The 18,802-nt window shown below is 66.2% G+C and carries 16 protein-coding genes and 2 pseudogenes; 8 read left to right on the top strand and 10 right to left on the bottom strand.

Annotated elements, in window-relative coordinates:
• Position 1 precedes the first annotated feature (1 nt).
• Genes MPSD_RS26525 through MPSD_RS26515 form a run of 3 tightly spaced genes read right to left on the bottom strand, consistent with a single transcriptional unit; the run spans position 2 to position 3,481 of the window.
• Complete coding sequence (locus MPSD_RS26525) at positions 2-2,371, bottom strand: heavy metal translocating P-type ATPase (protein ID WP_086085077.1); 2,370 nt, start codon at positions 2,369-2,371, stop codon at positions 2-4.
• Between the two features lie 10 nt (positions 2,372-2,381).
• On the bottom strand, positions 2,382-3,272 hold the full coding sequence (locus MPSD_RS26520; protein WP_012392229.1) for a hypothetical protein: 891 nt from the start codon (positions 3,270-3,272) through the stop codon (positions 2,382-2,384).
• A complete protein-coding gene (locus MPSD_RS26515; protein WP_036426156.1) occupies positions 3,269-3,481 on the bottom strand; it encodes a heavy-metal-associated domain-containing protein in 213 nt (70 codons plus the stop codon). The genes MPSD_RS26520 and MPSD_RS26515 overlap by 4 nt, the downstream gene beginning before the upstream one ends.
• 200 nt (positions 3,482-3,681) lie before the next feature.
• On the opposite strand from MPSD_RS26515, the gene MPSD_RS26510 reads away from it, so the two are divergent.
• Positions 3,682-4,155, top strand: a complete 474-nt coding sequence (locus tag MPSD_RS26510) for an SRPBCC family protein (protein WP_015354047.1) — start codon at positions 3,682-3,684, stop codon at positions 4,153-4,155.
• 23 nt (positions 4,156-4,178) lie between these two features.
• Here the strand turns inward: MPSD_RS26510 and MPSD_RS26505 are convergent, their stop codons facing one another.
• The 3 genes from MPSD_RS26505 to MPSD_RS26495 all read right to left on the bottom strand — a co-directional run bounded on the left by MPSD_RS26505 (position 4,179) and on the right by MPSD_RS26495 (position 6,449).
• Positions 4,179-4,742: a pyridoxamine 5'-phosphate oxidase family protein gene (locus MPSD_RS26505; RefSeq protein WP_015354048.1), complete on the bottom strand. Its 564-nt coding sequence runs from the start codon at positions 4,740-4,742 to the stop codon at positions 4,179-4,181.
• Positions 4,743-4,815: 73 nt separating this feature from the next.
• Positions 4,816-5,790 (bottom strand): LLM class flavin-dependent oxidoreductase, encoded by a 975-nt coding sequence (locus tag MPSD_RS26500; RefSeq protein WP_106407422.1) that lies wholly within the window; start codon positions 5,788-5,790, stop codon positions 4,816-4,818.
• A complete protein-coding gene (locus MPSD_RS26495) occupies positions 5,787-6,449 on the bottom strand; it encodes a TetR/AcrR family transcriptional regulator (protein WP_020727713.1) in 663 nt (220 codons plus the stop codon). Before MPSD_RS26495 ends, MPSD_RS26500 begins: the two co-directional genes overlap by 4 nt.
• A gap of 149 nt (positions 6,450-6,598) precedes the next feature.
• On the opposite strand from MPSD_RS26495, the gene MPSD_RS26490 reads away from it, so the two are divergent.
• The 3 genes and pseudogenes from MPSD_RS26490 (at position 6,599) to MPSD_RS26480 (ending at position 10,807) form a co-directional block, all read left to right on the top strand.
• Positions 6,599-7,228, top strand: coding sequence for a TetR/AcrR family transcriptional regulator (locus MPSD_RS26490; protein WP_086085076.1), 630 nt, complete (start codon positions 6,599-6,601; stop codon positions 7,226-7,228).
• A gap of 102 nt (positions 7,229-7,330) precedes the next feature.
• Positions 7,331-9,133, top strand: a pseudogene (locus MPSD_RS26485) (flavin-containing monooxygenase).
• A pseudogene (locus MPSD_RS26480) lies at positions 9,130-10,807 on the top strand (flavin-containing monooxygenase). The pseudogenes MPSD_RS26485 and MPSD_RS26480 overlap by 4 nt, the downstream one beginning before the upstream one ends.
• On the opposite strand, the gene MPSD_RS26475 reads toward MPSD_RS26480, so the two are convergent.
• Positions 10,691-11,848 carry a Zn-dependent alcohol dehydrogenase gene (locus MPSD_RS26475; RefSeq protein WP_020785647.1) on the bottom strand — a complete coding sequence of 386 codons (1,158 nt, stop codon included), beginning with the start codon at positions 11,846-11,848 and terminating at the stop codon, positions 10,691-10,693. The pseudogene MPSD_RS26480 and the gene MPSD_RS26475 sit on opposite strands and share 117 nt — an antisense overlap.
• 150 nt (positions 11,849-11,998) lie before the next feature.
• Here MPSD_RS26475 and MPSD_RS30355 point away from each other — a divergent pair, with 150 nt between their 5' ends.
• Positions 11,999-13,714 carry a PE family protein gene (locus MPSD_RS30355; protein ID WP_086085075.1) on the top strand — a complete coding sequence of 572 codons (1,716 nt, stop codon included), beginning with the start codon at positions 11,999-12,001 and terminating at the stop codon, positions 13,712-13,714.
• A 45-nt stretch (positions 13,715-13,759) separates the two neighbouring features.
• On the opposite strand, the gene MPSD_RS26465 is transcribed toward MPSD_RS30355, so the two are convergent.
• Entirely contained in the window at positions 13,760-14,572 is an 813-nt protein-coding gene (locus MPSD_RS26465) for an SDR family oxidoreductase (protein WP_036426166.1), read from the bottom strand.
• A 116-nt stretch (positions 14,573-14,688) separates the two neighbouring features.
• Here MPSD_RS26465 and MPSD_RS26460 point away from each other — a divergent pair, with 116 nt between their 5' ends.
• The gene (locus MPSD_RS26460; RefSeq protein WP_020785650.1) at positions 14,689-15,288 is read left to right on the top strand and encodes a class I SAM-dependent methyltransferase; all 600 of its coding nucleotides are present in this window, start codon (positions 14,689-14,691) and stop codon (positions 15,286-15,288) included.
• A gap of 57 nt (positions 15,289-15,345) precedes the next feature.
• Here MPSD_RS26460 and MPSD_RS26455 read toward each other — a convergent pair whose 3' ends face one another.
• Complete coding sequence (locus MPSD_RS26455; protein ID WP_020785651.1) at positions 15,346-16,146, bottom strand: enoyl-CoA hydratase/isomerase family protein; 801 nt, start codon at positions 16,144-16,146, stop codon at positions 15,346-15,348.
• 305 nt (positions 16,147-16,451) lie between these two features.
• Between MPSD_RS26455 and MPSD_RS26450 the strand changes: the two genes are divergently transcribed.
• Positions 16,452-17,222 carry a DUF2127 domain-containing protein gene (locus tag MPSD_RS26450; protein ID WP_086085081.1) on the top strand — a complete coding sequence of 257 codons (771 nt, stop codon included), beginning with the start codon at positions 16,452-16,454 and terminating at the stop codon, positions 17,220-17,222.
• A gap of 24 nt (positions 17,223-17,246) precedes the next feature.
• Here MPSD_RS26450 and MPSD_RS26445 read toward each other — a convergent pair whose 3' ends face one another.
• Complete coding sequence (locus tag MPSD_RS26445) at positions 17,247-17,861, bottom strand: PaaI family thioesterase (RefSeq protein ID WP_020785653.1); 615 nt, start codon at positions 17,859-17,861, stop codon at positions 17,247-17,249.
• Positions 17,862-17,930: 69 nt separating this feature from the next.
• On the opposite strand from MPSD_RS26445, the gene MPSD_RS26440 reads away from it, so the two are divergent.
• Complete coding sequence (locus MPSD_RS26440) at positions 17,931-18,791, top strand: SDR family oxidoreductase (protein WP_020785654.1); 861 nt, start codon at positions 17,931-17,933, stop codon at positions 18,789-18,791.
• Positions 18,792-18,802 lie beyond the last annotated feature (11 nt).

The following is an 18,802-nucleotide window of genomic DNA, read 5'->3' as shown; positions in this document are numbered from 1 at the left end:
GCTATCGTGGGCAACCGGAGGGTTCGCCGGGCAGCGTTGAGAGTTCGGCAGGCGATTCCGGTGTGGCGTCCCATCGCGTCGGACTGCCCGTGGCTGGCGGTGCGTCCGTGATGACGCTGGTGAAGGAGCGCAACCGCAGGCTGTTGCTCACCACGAACACGCTGGAGAACGCCATCGCGGCACCGGCGAGCATCGGATTGAGCAGACCGAAAGCGGCCAACGGGAGCGCGGCGACGTTGTAGCCGAAGGCCCAGAACAGGTTGGTCTTGATGGTGTTCAGGGTCCGCCGGGAGAGCCGGATCGCGTCTGCTGCGGCACGCAGGTCACCGCGCACCAGGGTGAGATCGGCGGCCTCGATCGCCACATCGGCGCCGGTGCCCATCGCCAGTCCCAGATCCGCGGTGGCCAACGCGGCTGCGTCGTTGACGCCGTCGCCCACCATCGCGACGATCTTGCCTTCGGACTGCAGGCGCCTGACCGCGGCAACTTTGCCCGCTGGCAGTACATCGGCGATGACCTCGTCGATACCGACCTCGTCGGCGATGTGGCGCGCCACCGTTGGGTTGTCACCGGTTAGCAGCACCGGGGTTAGCCCCAGCCGTTTGAACTCCCGAATGGCCGCAGCGCTGGTGGGTTTGACGGTGTCGGCGATCACCAGGATGGCGCGCGCCCGACCGTCCCAACCCACCGCGACCGCCGTCTTGCCCTGGCTCTCGGCCCGATCCTTGGCCGCTGCCAGGTCCGGGTCGAGGTGCTGTGCCCAGTCCGCTAGCAGGCTGGCGCGTCCAACGATGACGGCGTGCCCGTCGATAATGCCCCGAACCCCTTGACCTTCGGTGTTGGCGAAGTCCGCCGGCTCGGGCAGCGTGCCCAGTTCTGCCCTGGCGCTCTTGACGATTGCCGCCGCGATGGGGTGTTCGGAGGCGGCCTCGAGCCCGCCCGCGTAACGCAGCGCCGTTGCGCGGTCGGTGTCGGACACGGTGATCACCTCGAGCAGGGTCATCTTGCCGGTCGTCACGGTTCCGGTCTTGTCCAGCACGATTGTGTCGACTCTGCGGGTGGACTCGAGCATTTCGGGCCCCTTGATGAGGACCCCCAGCGCGGCCGCGCGCCCGGTGCCGACCAGCAGTGCGGTCGGAGTCGCCAGTCCCAGCGCGCACGGGCAGGCGATGATGAGCACGGCCACCGCGGCGGTCAGCGCCGCGCTGACCGGATAGCCCGCGCCGAGCCACACACCCAGTGTGGTCACGGCGATGGCGATGACGATCGGCACGAATACCCCGGAGACGCGGTCGGCGAGCCGTTGCACGTCGGCTTTGCCCGATTGGGCGGCCTCGACGAGCTTGGCCATCTGCGCCAGCTGGGTGTGCTCACCGACCCGGGTGGCGCGCACCACGAGGCGCCCGCCGGCGTTTGTGGTGGCGCCGGTGACGGTGTCCCCCGGGCCGACCTCAACCGGGACGGACTCCCCGGTGAGCATCGACGCGTCCACCGCCGAAGAGCCGGCGACGACGGTGCCGTCGGTGGCGATCTTTTCGCCCGGGCGCACCACGAACTCGTCGTCGACGGTGAGTTCTTGCACGGGGACCCGGATCTCGGCGCCGTTGCGCAATACCGCTACGTCTTTGGCGCCGAGCTCGAGTAGCGCCTGCAAGGCGGCGCCCGCGCGCCGCTTGGAGCGCTTCTCGAAATACCGGCCCGCCAACACGAACGCGATCACCCCCGCGGCCACCTCGAGATAGATGTTGGATGCGCCGTCACCGGGTGTGATGGTCAGCTCGAAGGGGTGGCGCATCCCGGGTTCTCCGGCCGTACCCAGGAACAGGGCGTACAACGACCACAGGAACGCCGCGAGGGTCCCAACCGAGATCAAGGTGTCCATGGTGGCGGTGCCGTGCTTGAGATTGACCCACGCGGCTTGGTGGAAAGGTCGGCCCGCCCACACGATGACCGGCGCGGCCAGCGCCAGCGAGGCCCACTGCCAGTACCGGAACTGCAGGGTGGGCAGCATCGCCATCAGGATCACCGGGCCGGCCAGCACAACCGCGCCGACCAATCGACCGCGCAGCGACGCCAGCTCGGGGTCGACGCCGTGCGTGTCCGTTGTTGCCGCCGCCGCGGGCTGTTGCCGGTGCTGCGGCAAAGCCGCTGCGTAGCCTGCCTTCTCGACCTCGGTGATCAGGATCTGCGGGTCATACCCGGCCGGGGCAGTGACGGTGGCCCGCTCGGTCGCGTAGTTGACGGTCGCGCTGACACCGTCGAGCTTGTTCAACTTCTTCTCGATGCGCATCGCGCATGACGCGCAGGTCATCCCGGCGATGTCCAGCTCGACGTTGCTCAGTGTGGCCGGCAAACCGGTCGTCTTGGGCATGGTGTGCTCCTTACTGATGTGTTGCTGGATGGCTGGATTGCTCTGCGGCGCAGCGCACGAACTGGGCGGTGTGCACTCGCCCGTTCACCTGGAAGTCGAGGTAGAGCAGGTAGCGGCCCGGGGTGGGCGGTTCGGTGGTGAAGGCAATCTGGGCCGGGCTAGCCGATCCGGCCGACGCCGCGCCATTCTCGGGATGTGCATGCAGATACGCCAGGTCTCCCTCGCGCAGCACCACCAGATGTCCGTATGCACCGAGGTAGGGCTGCAGGGTCGTGACCGGCTGGCCGTCCCGGGTGACGGTTGCGATCAGCCGTGACGGTGACTGGGCCGTGAACGGGCCGTCGATGGTCACGGTGAACCCGTCGGTCCGGCTGACGTTTGTCGCCGACGGCGGTGGGTCCGGGGTGAACATGCCCCCGACATTGAGCGCATATGTCAGGACCGTGGGGTTGCCGCCTTCCGGGACGAAGTCGGCGAACACCCGATAGGTACCGGCGGCGTTCCATGCCCATGGGATTGACCAGCGGCCCTCGGCGCTCATCGTGGGATGGACATGGCGAAACTCGGTGCCGTCGCTGCGGACCACGATGAGATGAAGTTTCTTGGCGTTCTCGATCGCATACCTCGTCACCGGCACGCCTCCGAGCGACTGGACCCGAAATGACAAGGTGCCCTGCACTCCGACCGCGGGTGGGGCCGCGACGTCGTCGAGCATCAGATCGCCCGCACTGAGAGACACCCCGCGCACCGGTTGCGTCCCAGCCTGGTGACCGGCGTGCCCGGACCGAGCCCAGGACGTCGAGATCGGGTGCGCAATCACCGCACCCCCGACCAGGAATGCCGCGCCGAACAACGCGGCCATGCCCGTCGCGTACAGGGCTAGTCTGGCGCGCGCGCTCATGCGACCAGGACCGCCTGGTAGCCGGCCTCGTCGATCGCACCCAACACCGTCGTCGGATCAATCGGAGCCGACCCTGCAACCAGCAGCCTGCCCGTTCGCGCGCTGACGGCGACCGTGGCGCCGCCCGGGATCTGGGCCACCTCGCTTCGGATGGCGGATTCGCAATGCCCGCATCGCATCCCGGCGACCTGGTACTGGCTGGTGTTCATCACTCTCCCATCTATACCCCCTAGGGGTATATAACCACTCTGTCTATATACGCCCCCAGGGGTATATCTGTCAAGGGCTTCGGGCGTGATGTTTTTCCAGCGGGTGTCCCGGGTGTGGAGCGGCTACCGGCCGGTGGCAAGGCAAATGGGCTAGCGGGTTACGTAGGCTGGGGCGAGTTCACGTGACGCGAGGAGAACTGATGACTGTCGTGGTTGTCGATGCGGGCCCTCGTCGGGTCAGTCGTTCCGTCGAAGTGGCCGCTCCCGCGGCCGAGCTGTTCGCAATCGTTGCTGATCCGCGGCGTCACAGCGAACTGGACGGCTCCGGCACGGTTCGCGACAACATCAAGGCGCCGGTGACCCTGGTGGCCGGCACGAAGTTCTCGACAAACATGCGAATGTTCGGCGTGCCGTACCGCATTACCAGCACGGTGACCGCTCTCAAGCCCAACGAATTGGTCGAATGGCGGCATCCGGCCGGGCACCGCTGGAGATGGGAGTTCGAGTCTCTCTCGCCCACGCTCACCCGCGTCACCGAGACCTTTGATTACCACGCGGCGGGTGAGCTCAAGAACAAGCTCAAGTACTACGAGCGGATTGGCGCGTGCAAGGCCAACGCGGCCGGCATCGAAGCAACGCTGGCTAAGCTGCGTGATCGCTACGCCGCGCGATAGGTCAATGACGGCCCCGCCGTCACTCACCGTGATGACGCGGGGTCCGCGGCGTCCCAGGGCACGACTCCCGACACCCAGTGCGTCAGTTGCTCCACCTGGTCGTTTCGGTGCAGGTGTCGTGGCGGCGTCGCGAAGGTGGAGTACGGCCGGCAGCGGATCACGACGCGGTTCTCGCGTTCGCACATCGCCTCGACGCTCGGGCGCGCCTGGGCGTCGAGCGGTTGCCCCGACATCCGGCCGGCAACGGCCATCATGACGTCGACCGCCAGCTCACGGTCCGGATCTAGCATCGCGTCGGCGTAGACCTGCAAATAGGTGAACGGCCAACGCTCGTCGAGGACGCACAAGCTGACCTTGCCGTCGCGCTCGACGACTCTGGCTTTGCCGCGCCCGGCCATGGTGGCCACCAACAGTTCGTCGTCATCGGTGGGGATGTAGTAGACGATCGACATCCCCGGGCCGTCGTTGCGCCGACGGTATCCAAACACACACGTGCGGTGGGTGCGGACGAACTCGCGGCGCTCGGACGGCAGCATGTCGCGGTCGGTAGGTGCCGTGTAGGGCTGCGCTGACAGGGGCAGGAGCATGATGAACCATCCTTGTTCTCGGGTAGGCGGGCCAGGGGTCAGGGCTTCGTGGTGGCGGAGTCGGGAATGTCGGCTACGCGGGTAGCACCTCTTCTGCCAGCAGCCTCAGGCTGCTCCAGCCGACCTCGACAGGCAGCCCTCCGATGAGCGGGTTCATCACGACTTCCTTTCTGCCTCGTTGCAGCTGGCCGACCAGTTGGTCGGGAGTGAGGATCTGCACGTTGTCGAGGCCGCGCAGCTCGGCGATCGAAGCCGCCGGTGCTTCGTTGGGGCGGGGGACATCGGCGCGCTTCCAACCGCTGTACTCGGTGGCCTCGTTCATGATGAAACCGCCGAACCGGGACCAGGCTTCGTCGGGGTCGGCGTGCAATAGCGTTACGGTGCTGCCGTTTTCGGGGTGGTAGACGAATCCCCGCTTGTTACGGCGGGCCAGCTCCTGGTGGTATACGGCCTCGAGTTCGGGCATCGCCATCGGTGGGGAGAACGGCAAGCTGAAGCGCGCGGCCCGGCGGGCCGCCGCAACGCTCATCCCGCCGACGAAAAGGATCGGGTGTGGATGGGTCCGCGGGTTGGGGGTGACATTGATCAGCCGGCCATCGTATTCGAACGGATCATCGCCCCACGCCTGCAACAGCACCGAAAGGCAGTGGTCCATCAGGGCACCCCGGCGCGACCAGTCCTTGCCGGCGGCGTGGTACTCCTGGGGCCGGTAGCCCATGCCGGCCACGAAGCTGAAGCGGCCCTGGGACAGGTTGTCGAGCACGGCGATGTCTTCGGCGGGCCGAACCGGATCGTAGAGCGGGACGATCAGAGCATTGATGCTGATGCGCACGTTTCGGGTGCGTCCGGCCACCGCGGCGGCCAGAATCAGCGGCGACGGCAGCCAGCCGGTCGCGGCCAAGTGATGTTCTTCGGCGCTGACCGCGGTGAACCCGTGGTGGTCGGCATATTCGGCCATGTCGAGCGCGGCGCGATAGCGCTGGGCGTGGTCTGCCGCCGGATCGGCGATGTTGGTCATGTTCAGCCGCAACGCGGTCAGCAAACTCATGTTCGGTGCGTGGCCGTTGGTTTGGCTCCCGCGAACAGTGATCCTCGGAGCAGTTGCTTGGCCGAGTCGAGTGTGACGTCGTAGGACTGCGGACCCAGATTCGCCGCTTGCTCGGTGAGGCCGCGCGTCAGTGCGCAGATGGCGTCCACCGCGGCGCCGGGGGCGATGCCGGCGGACAGCACGCCCCGCCCCCGGGCGTCGTCGACGATTTCGGTGATGACGTCGCGAAGGGCCTTGGAGCCCGGGTAGGTTCGGCGGCCGCCACCGGTCTGGTCGGCATTCTCGGCGCGCACCGCTCGTAGGAACCCGGCCAGGTAGGGATAGTCGCGCATCAACCGTTTCGACTCATCCAACACCGCGTCGAGCCGGTCGACGATGTCATCGGAAGAGGCCGCGGCGGCATGGAGCCGGGGCAAGACGATCTCTTCGATCTCCGTGGCGGTGGCATTGAGTAGCTCCGACTTGTTCGGAAAGTAGTGGTACAAGCTGCCGCTGGTCATGTCGGCCGCCTTGGCGATCTCGCGGATCGACGCCTGGGCGGGGCCGGCCTCGGCCACACAACGCATTGCCGCGGTGATGATCCGTTGACGGGTTTGTTCGCCGCGCGCGCCCACCGGCCGGCCGAGCTGGGATCTCGTCGAGAAGGTGGGGACGGTCATGTCAGGCGGCACTCGCAATCGGGCTGTCGATCACTCACCGCGGCCCCGCGGACGCCGGAAGTCATGATCATTCGAATATATTCGACTATGCCCGCAATGCGCCCACGGCCGATGAATATGCAAGACCCGTTGGTGAGGATCCGACCGCAATGACCCGCACGCAGCTGGGCCGCCCGGTGGGCGCCAGTGGCGAGGAAACCCGTCAGCGGATCATCGTCGCGACGATGCAGCGTGTCAGCAAAGTGGGATATGCGCGAGCCACCATCCGCGAGATCGCTCGCACCGCGAATGTGACCAGTGCCAGCTTGTACAACTACTTTCCGAACAAGTCCGAGCTGATCAAGGAGACGATCGCGGCCAGGGCCGATGCGGCGATGCCGCGACTGCGGCGGGCCGCCGAAGGCGGCGGCAACATCGTTGATCGCATCGAAGCGGTGCTCGACGAGTGCGGCGAGTTGATCCGGGAATACCCGCAACTGGCCGCCTTCGAGTTCGCCATCCGGGCCGAAGACGGCATCGCTGTGGACGCCCAGGAGGGGAGCGGCCAACTCGGCGAAGTCGGGTTCACCGCGTTTCGAGAAATAATCAGGGGCCTGGTCGAGGATGCCCGGCGCCGGGGTGAGCTTGCCGAGCAGGCCGATACGGTCGGTGCGATAGAGGCGATCTATGCGCTCATCTACGGTCTGACCGAAATGGCGGCCACCCTGCCACTGGACCAATTCCACGCCGCGCTGAGCGCGGCCAAGGGTTTGATCAGGGGCACGCTGTTTCGCTGCTGATGGCCGAACTGGCGATTTGTGGGGCCTCGAATACGTGGTGATCGCTTGATATGATCAAGCGATCACTTATAGGGTCATCTCGCGTAGAGCGGAGTTGAGACCTTGACTGAAACCGTCGGGTGCGCGTTCGACGTTGATGTGTTGCGCCAGAAGTACGCCGAAGAGCGGACGAAGCGGCTGCGTCCCGACGGGATCGCGCAGTACGTGGAAATCGCGGGTGAGTTCTCCCGATTTGGCGAGGATCCCTGGGCGGATGAAGAATTCGCGCGCGAACCCCTGACCGACGAGGTGGACGTGGCGATCATCGGGGCCGGCTTCGGCGGTCTGCTGACCGGTGCACGGCTGCGCCAACTCGGTGTGCAAAGTGTGCGGCTGATCGACCGCGCGGCCGACGTTGGGGGTACCTGGTACTGGAATCGGTATCCGGGGATCGCGTGCGATGTCGAGTCGTATGTGTACATGCCGCTGCTCGAGGAGCTTGGCTACATTCCGACCGAAAAGTACGCCAAGGGCGCCGAGATCTTTGCGCACTGTCAGCGCATCGCTGCGAAGTACGACCTGTACCGAGATGCCTGCCTACAGACCGACGTCCACGAAATCCGCTGGGATGCGGACATATCCCGCTGGATCATTCGGACCAATCACGGGGACCGGATCCGGGCGAGATTCGTATCGGTGGCCAACGGATATCAGGCCAAGCCCAAGCTGCCCGGGATCGCCGGGATCGCCAGCTTTGGTGGCAAGACGTTCCACACCAGCCGGTGGGACTACGGCTACACCGGCCAGGGCTTGCAGAATCTGGCCGACAAGCGGGTCGGCATCATCGGCACGGGCGCGACGGCAGTGCAGTGCGTGCCCCACGTGGCGGCGGCGGCCCAGCAGCTCTACGTGTTTCAGCGCACGCCTTCGTCGGTGGATGTGCGCGCCAATGAACCCACGGATACCGAGTGGGCTGCCACATTACAGCCGGGCTGGCAGCGCAGACGCATCACGAACTTTCAAGTTCTGACCGCCGGAGGGCAGGCATCCGAAGATCTGGTCGCTGATGCCTGGACGAGCATTACCCGCAAGCTTCCCGTGATGCGTCACGACAGCGCCGGCACGACGGACCCGGAGAAACGCTCGCGGGAAATCGAGTTCGCCGACTTCGCCAAGATGGAGGAGATCAGGGCGCGGGTCGATCAGCTGGTGACCGATCGTGCCACCGCGCAAGCACTCAAGCCGTGGTACGGATACTTCTGCAAACGGCCGTGCTTCCATGACGAATACCTGCAGACCTTCAACCGCGACAACGTCACGCTGGTCGATACCGAAGGGGCGCGGCGTAGAGCGCATCATCGAGTCCGGCGTGGTGGTCGACTCGGTGGCCTACGAGCTGGATTGCCTGATCTTTGTGACGGGGTTCGAAGTTGGCACCGACTACTGCCGTCGCACCGGCTTCGAACTGATCGGCCGGGACGGCATCACCCTGACCGACCGGTGGCGCGACGGTGTGCGCACCTTTCAGGGACTGTGTGCCAACGGTTTCCCGAACTGCTTCATCGAAAGCATCGCCCAGGCCGGCCTCACGGTGAACTTTCCATATCTGCTCGATGTGCACAGGCCAGTCATGTCGCATGGATCATCGCCTGGGCGCTCGAGCACGGGGTGAGCGAGGTTGAGGCCTCGCCGGAGGCCGAGGCCGCTTGGGTCGAGGCGGTGGTGACCCGTTCGGCGGCGACCGCCGAGCGGGCCAAGACCTGCACCCCCGGCTATTACAACCGCGAGGGGAAGGCGGATGCCAAGACTCGCCAGGGCAGCTTCTTCTTCGGCGCTCCCACCGAATACGCCGACATCCTCGAGACATGGCGGGCCAAAGGGGACCTGGAAGGTCTGGCGATTCGTGGTGCGCAGGTGCCACGATGACCCGGCCGGCGGCCCGGCTACGGTACTTCGCGGGCCGGCTCCGGGCGGCGACCCGGCGTGGGCGCCCACCACGGGTCGTCATCATCGGGGCCGGTTTTGGCGGCATCGCCGCCGCCGTTGCGCTGCGCGGCGCGGGCATTGATGATTTGGTGATTATCGAGGGCGCCGACGGCGTTGGGGGGACCTGGCGTCGCAACACCTATCCGGGAGCCGCCTGCGATATTCAGAGTCATCTGTACTCATTTTCGTTTGCGCCCAACAAATTCTGGAGCCGCACCTATGCTCGGCAACCCGAGATCCTGGCTTACTTGGAATCGGTCGTAGACGATTTCGATCTACGCCGCCACCTGATGCTGAGCGCCATGGTCCGCTCGATCCGCTGGGACGAGGACACGTGGGGGTGGGTCTGCCAGGTGGACCGGGCCGGGGGGGACCGCTATCTTGACCGCCGACGTGGTGGTGTGTGCGACTGGCTTGTTCGGGCCGCGCAAGCTGCCCGACATCGCCGGGCTGACCGATTTCGGTGGCACGTTGATGCACACCGCCGGCTGGGATCACCGTGTCGATTTGACGGGAAAACGGGTGGCGGTGATCGGCACCGGGGCCAGCGGGGTGCAGGTCGTCCCCGAACTGGCGAAGCTCGCTGGGCGCCTGACGGTATTTCAGCGCACCCCACCTTGGATGGTTCCCAAGGACGATCGCCGCTACACCGCAACCGAATTGAGGCAGTTTCGGCGCAACCCGCTGGCAATTCGGCGGACCCGCTGGCAGATCTGGAAGTTCCAGCATGACAACACCGCTACCTTCGCCGATGATCCGGTGGTGACATCGCGCACCCAGATCGCTACCTCCTTCCTGGAGCGCGTCGTCGCCGATGAGCGGCTGCGCCGTGCGCTGACGCCCGGCTATCCGTTCCGTTGTAAGCGAGTGCTGCTGGGTGATGACTTCTACCGGGCGCTACAGCACGACCACGTCGAACTCGTTACTGATCCCATCGAGCGAGTCACCGAGACCTCGGTCGTCACGACTGCCGGGCAAGTCGTAGACGTCGATGCGGTGGTGCTGGCCACGGGATTTGAGACGTCGCGCTACCTGTCGGGCATCGAGGTGATCGGCACCGGAGGGCAGTCCCTACACGAGCGGTGGGGTGATGACCCCGCCGCCTACCTGGGTGCGGCAGTCGGCGGCTTTCCGAACTTCTTCATGCTCTACGGTCCGAACACCAACCAGGGCGGAAACTCGATCGTCTACATACTTGAGGCCGGCGCACGCCTGGTGGCCAGCGCGGCCAGTCGGCTGGCGCGCCGCGGTGGATACCTCGATGTCCGTCCGGAGGCGGAAAGGCGCTACAACGACGAGATCTCCGCGGATTTGGAACGCACGATCTGGACTCAGTGCCAGAGCTACTTCCGCTCACCTTCGGGGCGCATCGTCACCCAGTGGCCGTACACCGAGCTGGAATACGCGCGCCGAACCTGGCGGATCAGGCCACGGGACTGGTTGCACCACAAGGGGGTGTCGCCGGTGGCGCAACGGGGCGGGCCGGGGAGCGCGGCGTCAGCTCAGACTGAAATCGATGACCCCGCGGATCAACTCGCCGGCAACCAGATCGGCGTAGGCGTCGTTGATGCTGTCGAGCGAGTAGCGCTTGGTGATCATCTCGTCCAAGAGTAACTGCCCCGACTGGTACATCGTGGCCAGCAGCGGAATGTCACTCTTTGGGTTGCACGAGCCAAAGACCGTGCCACACAGCGTCTTATTCATCAGCACGAAGTCTTGAAGACCGACGGCGATGGAGTGCATCGCGGGGTCCGGCAGACCGGTGAGCACGCAGGTTCCGCCCTTGCGGGTCAGCGACAGTGCCGCCGCGACGTCGGCCGGGCCGATCGTGGCGGGGGATACCACGACCACATCCGCCATCACGCCGCGAGTTAGCTTGCGCACCGTCTCAACGGCCTCGTCCGTGGTCGCCGCGGTATGAGTGGCCCCAAAGGTCAGCGCGGATTTGCGCTTGAACTCAACGGGATCGACCGCGATGATGCGGGTCGCTCCCTGGATACGGGCGCCTTGGATGGCCGCTGTTCCGATGCCGCCCGCGCCGATCACCACGGCGATGTTGCCGCCGCGGACCTGAGCGCGTCGTGCCGCCGAGCCATATCCGGTCGGTATCGCACAGGCCAGCAGGGCTGCCGGCACCAGCGGGAACGTCTGATCAATCTTGACCAGCGAATCGGCCGAGACCACCGTATGTTCGGCGAACGCGCCGATCTTGGACACGTGGCCGAGGTCGCGTCCATCGAGGCTGTGATGACGGAACGTACCGCCGGTGGGCATTCCGGGTGCCAAGGTGCCGTATCCGGTATCGCATAGGTATTCCATTCCCGTTGCGCACCAGCGGCACTGGCCGCACACCGCGATGAAAGACGTCACCACATGGTCGCCGGGTGCGAACCGGGTCACCCCCTCGCCGACCTCGAGCACGACGCCGGATCCTTCATGGCCGCCGATGGTCGGGGACATGGTCGGCAGCCCCAAAGAGCGCAGTGTCTCCGGTGGTGGCGCGAGGTTGCCGCGTCGGATGTGTTCATCGGAATGGCACAGTCCGGTCGCGCTCAGTTGCAGCAGCACCTCGCCGGCGCGCGGCGGGTCGAGCTCGAATTCTTCGACGGTCCAGGGGTGACCGTACCCATAAAGGATGGCCGCGCGGCTTCTCATTGAAGGTCGTCCTCCTCTGGCAGGTCGCCTCGACAACTCAGCACAACCTTGCCACCAAGTGGCTTCGCAATCTCGTCCTGAAAGCCAGGCCGTCTCTTACAATCAATCGATTGATTATATGACCGGTCGTCCCGTGGCGGAAGGACATCGATGTCGCATCTGGTCGCGATCCCCGACCTGCTCGCCAGTGCCGCGGCCGATCTGGCGGGCGTTGGCTCGTCGGTGTGTGCGGCCAACGTGGCGGCCGCCGGCTCCACCACCGCACTGCTGGCGGCCGCCGGTGATGAGGTCTCGGCGGCCATCGCAACGCTGCTTTCCGGCCAGGGGCGGCAGTACCAGGCGATCAGCGTTCAGGTGGCCGCCTTTCACGCTCGATTCGTGCAGGCGTTGGGTGGCGCCGGGGGTGCGTATGGTGCCGCCGAGCAGGCCGGCATTTCGCCGCTACAGCTCGTCGAGCGGGACCTGCTGGGCGTGATCAATGTGCCTAGCCAGGCGCTAACGGGCCGCCAACTCATTGGCGATGGTGCCGATGGTGCGCCGGGCACCGGCCGCGACGGCGGCCCCGGCGGATTGTTGTACGGCAATGGCGGCGACGGCGGGTCCGGCGCCGCCGGTCAGGTCGGCGGCAACGGCGGTAATGCGGGGTTGATCGGCACCGGTGGGGCGGGCGGGCAGGGCGGTTCGGGGGTGAGCACGACGTTGGCGCAGGCGGGCGGCCGCGGCGGATCTGGCGGACTGTTGTTCGGTAACGGCGGGTTGGGCGGGCAGGGCGGTTCCGGTGGAACCAGCGGAACCGGCGGCCCGGGCGGCCCGGGTGGCTCGGCCCAATGGATCGGTGACGGGGGAAACGGGGGCAGCGGCGGGTCGGGCGTCGACCCCGGGGCCGGCGGCGCCGCCGGCAACGGCGGCCGGCTCTACGGCCACGCCGGTTCCGATGGTGCCCAGGGCGCGCATGTCGGTGCGCCGGGTGACCCCGGGAATCCGCCGGACCCGGGCTCTGGGGCCGGCCAGAACGCGGTTGACGCGGCCGCCGGGAGAGACCTGGTGGCGTCCAACGCCGGACCCATTACGAATGCCTCACTCGACGAGATATCCGGCATCGAGTCCGGCGTCGCCAACCCGAACATCTATTGGGTGCACAACGATTCCGGGGATACGGCGCGGGTATTCGCCATCGATGCCAAGAGCGGGGCCACGCTGGGCACCTACACGCTCAGCGGTGCGAAGGCATCCGACTGGGAGGACATCGCGATCGGTCCCGGACCGGTGCCGGGCCAGTCCTACCTCTACCTGGGCGACATTGGCGATAATGGGCTCTCCCGCAGCGCAATAGCCGTCTATCGGGTACCGGAGCCGATAGTCACCGGCACCGCCGCCAACCCCGTCACCACCACGCTGACCGGTGTGGACACGCTCAATCTCAAATATCCCGACGGCCCACACAACGCGGAGGCGCTCATGGTGGACCCGCGCACGGGACGCATGCTCATCATTGACAAGACCTCGAGCGGCAATCCCGCGATCTATTCGGGGCCCACTGGACTGGCTAGCGGCAGCACCACCACCCTGCAGGACGTGGGCACGCTGGCATTGCCGAGCGGCTCTAGCTACTTGGTGACCGGGGCCGATGTATCGCCGGACGGAACGCAACTGGCCGTGCGCACCTATGGCCACGTCTACTTGTGGAATCGTGATCCTTCCCAAGACATTTGGATGGCGTTGGCGCAGCCGGCGGTTGCCGGCCCGACACCGGATGAGTCGCAGGGCGAAGCGATAACCTTTCACCCGGACGGCAACGGCTACGTGACCGTGAGTGAGGGGACAAACCAGAACCTGCACAACTTCGATGCGCCATCCACGGTCTAGCATCCAGATGACGGTCTGACCGGTTGCCCGGTCTGGCTCGTGCGGCTAGCCGTTCGCCCTGATGGCGGCGACGACACCGCCGTCGACCAGGAGATCCGCCCCGGTGATGAATGTTGCCTCGGGGCCCAGCAGGAAGGCCGCCGCTGCGGCGATGTCGTCGGGGGTTCCGATTCGACCGGTCCCGGACATGGCGATCATCGCCCGCATCCCATCGCCGACCGGGGAGGCGAGTTCCTGCTGTCCCATGGGTGTCGAGATGATGCCGGGGCTGATCGAATTGACTCGTGCCTCCCGCTGCCCCCATTGTCGGCTTGCCGCACGGACCCGAATGCTATTGGCCTGCTTAGCGAACGGATAGGCGAAGGCCGGCTCCACGATGCTGCCGACGAAGTCCAGTTCGAGCAACTGTCCGGGCGGGCGGTGGGCGAGCTCGTGTTCTTGTTCGGCGCTGGGCGGCGGCAACAGATGGCCCGCCATGCTGGCAATGATCACACCCGCGCCCCCTGGGGCGATCACCGCGCCGAACTCCTGCAGCACCAGCGCAACGCCGACTAGGTCGACGGCCAGGATTGCCTGCGCTGACGCTTGCGCCGGAGACAACCCCGCGGTGTGCGCCAATTGTGTGACGGCACCGAGGGTGGCGGCGTACTGGGCGAGATCGTGAACCGACTCCGCGGCGCAGACATCCACGCCGCGGCTCCTGACGTCATGTCCCTCCGCGGCAAGGGATTTGGCTACCGATGCCAACGTGTCGGCGTTATTGTCGGCCAACAGCACCGTCTTGCCCGAGCCGAGCCGCCGGGCGATCGCCTGCCCCATGCCGCCGACCCCGATCACGGTCAGAACGTTCCGGCTCACAGCTACCCCATCTTCTTCGGCCCCGCCGACCTACTCCCCGAACCCGCGCGAACTGGCAACGCGGCCCGGGCCGCCCCAATGGCCAACAATAGGGCGGCTGAGGCTACCTTCGACAGGTGCCGGCGGGACAACCGTGGAACATCAACATTCATTACGACGCGTTGTTGGCTGCCACCGTCGCGCCGGGTACCCAAACCGCTCTCGACGTCGGGTGCGGGGACGGCTTCCTGTCGGCCCGGCTGGTTGACCGGGTACCCGATGTCACCGCTTTGGACGTCGACGCGGACGTGCTGCGACGCGCAGAACACCGATTCGCCGACACCTCCATCCGGTGGGTGCACGGCGACGTCATGACCGGCGAGCTACCGCATCGCGGCTTCGACGCGGTGCTCGCCAGCGCGTCGTTGCACCACATCGAGGACACCCGTGGGGCATTGATCCGGCTTGCGGAGCTGGTGTTGCCCGGCGGAACGCTGGCGGTGGTGACCTTTGTCAGACCGTCCCCGCGAAACGTCCTGTGGCACCTCACCGCGTGGCTGGCTACTGGCGTCGCCAATCGAGTCAGACGGAAATGGGACCACACCGCCGCCATCAAATGGCCACCGCCGGTGACGTTTTCACAGTTGCGCGAATTGGTTCGGGAACTGCTGCCCGGGGCCCGAGTGCGGCGCTTGCTCTATGGGCGGGTGCTGATCACCTGGCAGGCGCCCGGCTGACCGCCCGAGCTCACGGCGACGGTGCTGGCCCGCGTGAGCAGCGCAACGGCTTCGGACTCACCGAGGCCGTTTGGGTCGGTTGAACACCGGCGGGCGCTTCTCGAGAAAAGCCATCATCCCCTCGCGGGCATCATCGGAACTCAAGGTTGCGTAGATGGCCCGTCGCTCCGCGGCGAGTAGATCGTCCAAAGTCCGGTGCTCGCAGTCATGAAAGGCTCCCAGCATGGCCCGCACGGCAAGAGCGGGTTGCCCCGCTAACTCCAGGGCGAGCTGCGTTGCTCGGTCCTTCAGCTCGTCGAGTGGCCACACCTCATCGACGAGACCGATGGCATGTGCCTGCGGCCCGGTTACGGTCTTGGCCCGCAAGACCATGCCGAGGGCATGCTGGCGCCCCACGGTCTTGGCCAACCGAGCCGAGCCTCCCCAGGCAGGAGTCGAACCCAGGTGCAACTCCGGCAGCCCGATCGACGCCCCTTCCTCGGCGGCGAGGCGGAAGGTGCAGCCCAGTGGGAGTTCGAGGCCGGCTCCCAGGCAGTGGCCGAACAGCGTGGCGACGGAAGGCTTGCCCATGTTCTCGATGCGCTGGATGAGATCGAGGCGTCGATCGAAGAACGCGTCGACGCTGCCCGCCGCCTGGATGCCGGTTGGCAGTTCCTTGAGATTCATCCCGACGGAGAAGTTCTCCAGACCGTCCGCGGTGATGACGAAGGCCCGGATCTCGTCGTCGGCGGCAATGTCGTCTACCACCTCGCTGAGCCGCTCAACGTAGGCCAGGCCTATCCGGTTCCGTGGCGCATCCGTGTTGGTGACGATAGCGACACCGCCGTCGAGCTTCTCGTACCGCAGGGGCTCATCCATAGTCGTCACGAGCCTACACCCGGTGGCCGGTGCGGCTGCCGATCTCGCCGCCCGCAGCTACCTCCGCGCGCGACCCACTTCCATATCGTGCGCTGTACCAACGGCATGGCAATGACGTTGCGGGCAAACGAGATCTGTGGAGACAAAGACGAGACGCGATGCCGAGCGGGTAGCGCAGGCCGTCTCGGAAATGTCTTGTCCATCTTTGCGTTCGGTCATGGCGTACTTCGAAGCTGGTCGGTGGCTAGGGAATGCCACTGCGCGCCCGCTTGCACGGTTCGCGCAACGCGTTGAATGATCGGCTCGTGACCAAGCGTGAAGATCATGGTGTGAATCGCTGGGAGCTGCTGGTCTGCTCGGTGACCGGTCATGCCACCTACGCACACGATGACCGGGCACTGGCGGACCGGCTCAGCGCCGACACCGAGTTGGGTGAAGTGTGGCGCTGTCTGCGCTGTGGTGACTTCACGCTCGGTGCGCCGCGTGGCCGCGGGCATCCGGAAGACGCGCCGTTGATCATGCGTGGCAAGGCGCTGCGTCAGGCCATCATCATTCGCACGTTGGCGGTCGAACGCCTGTTTCGGGCGATGGTGCTCGGGCTTGCGGCGTGGGCGGTATGGGAGTTTCGCGGCGCGCGGGGAGCCATTCAGACAACCCTTGATCGGGATTTGCCGATCTTTCGCGCCGCCGGGTTCAAGGTCGATCAGATGTTCGTCGTTCAGGAACTGGAAAAGGCGCTGGCCGCAAAGCCATCGACGCTCGCGTTGATCACCTTCATGCTCGCCGCCTACGCCGTCCTGCAGGTGGTCGAGGGGGTGCGCCTGTGGCTGCTCAAACGCTGGGGCGAGTACTTCGCGGTGGTGGCAACCTCGGTCTTCCTGCCGCGGGAGATCCACGACCTGGCCAGGGGGATCACCATGACCCGGGTGGTCACCTTCAGCATCAATGTGGCCGCCGTGCTCTACCTGCTGATCTCCAAGCGGCTGTTCGGTCTGCGCGGTGGGCGCAAGGCCTATGACGAGGAACTGCATGGTGAGCAGCTGCTGGACCTGGAGCGCGCCGCCATGGTGACATGACGGACCGGCTCGGCGCGGCGACGCTCAGGCCCGGATCTGCTTGGACTGGATGAATATCCCCTCGGCGTCCACCGTTATGCCGCTTTCGTCGGCGATGTGGCCGACCGAGAACGTCTTGACCCCTTCGATACGTTCAACGCGGCCCTCGGCGCGTAGCGGCCGTCCGAGCACGGTGCCGCGCCGGTAGCGTAAGGTCAGCGTCCCGGTATAGGCGGGGCGGCGCGGCAGATGGGCCGTCGCGCCCAGCACATGATCGAGGATCATCGAGCACACGCCGCCGTGCACATGGCCTGGCGGCCCCTCGTAAGCCGCGCCCAAGGTGAACTCCGACCACACCAGTCCGTCGGGTTCGTGATGGATCGACAACGGTGGTGCGACCGGGTTGCGCACACCCACCACAACATTGCCCCACGCGACGGCCTCACCCTCCGGAGTCAGCTGGACGCCGAACCCTCCCGGGTGCAGCGCGTCACTCAATTCCTCGGCAGCACTGTCGATTTTGGCCATGGAAGCGGTGACCGTCGCCGGATCCGCCTGGGTGCGGATGCTGACGTCGATGAGGCGACGGATCGATGCGGTCAGCGGCCCGTAGACCGACTCGAGCCGGTCGAAATCGGTGCCAGGCCATTCGTCGGACATCCTCGCAACCTAACAGCGCTGCGGGCCGGCGAGCAGGCATACTGCGCTCAGCAACGAACGGAGGTCGGTATGGGGACCTATGCGATCACGGGATCGGCGTCTGGGATGGGAAATGCGACCGCGAGTCGGCTTCGGGAAGCGGGCCATCGGGTGATCGGCGTCGACCTCGATGGCGCCGACGTCGTCGCCGATCTGTCGACACAGCAGGGCCGGTTACGGGCCGCAAGCGACGTCATTGCGGCCTGTGACGGCAGGCTCGATGGCGCGGTACTGGCCGCGGGATTGGGGCCGAGTCCGGGCCCGGGCCGGTTGCATCGCATCGCCCAGGTCAATTACCTGGGTGTGGTGGAGCTATTGCAGGCGTGGCGGCCCGCTCTAGCTGCCGCCGAACGGGCCAAAGCAGTTGTGATCGCAAGTAATTCGATGACGACTGTTCCGATGGTGCCGCGGCGCAGCGTGCGGGCGCTGCTCGACCATGATGCCGACAAGGCGGTGCGCGCGGTGCGGTTGTTCGGTAGAGCCGCGCCTTCGCTGATGTATGCGGCGTCGAAAATCGCGGTGAGCCATTGGGTTCGGCGCCAGGCGGTGCTGCCGGAGTGGGCCGGATCGGGGGTGCGGCTCAACGCTCTGGCGCCCGGCGCGATCATGACGCCGCTGCTGGCCGAACAGCTGTCGGACCCGACTCAGGCCAAGGCCGTCCGGTCGTTCCCGATCCCGGTCGGTGGATTCGGCGAGGTCACCCACATGGCCGACTGGATATGTTTCATGCTCAGCGACTCTGCGGATTTCCTCTGCGGCAGTGTGGTGTTCGTGGATGGCGGTTCCGACGCGTACTTTCGCGCCGACGACTGGCCGAGGCCGGTCCCGGCCCGCCGGCTGCCCGGCTACCTGCTGAAGTTCCGGCGAGGCTCCCGCACCACAGTTCGCTGACATCCGTCATT

It is taken from the genome of Mycobacterium pseudoshottsii JCM 15466, assembly GCF_003584745.1.
GTDB classification, from domain to species: Bacteria; Actinomycetota; Actinomycetes; order Mycobacteriales; family Mycobacteriaceae; genus Mycobacterium; species Mycobacterium marinum.
Note: the sequence above shows the minus strand (reverse complement) of the source record. Positions and strands in the feature narration are given on the sequence as shown.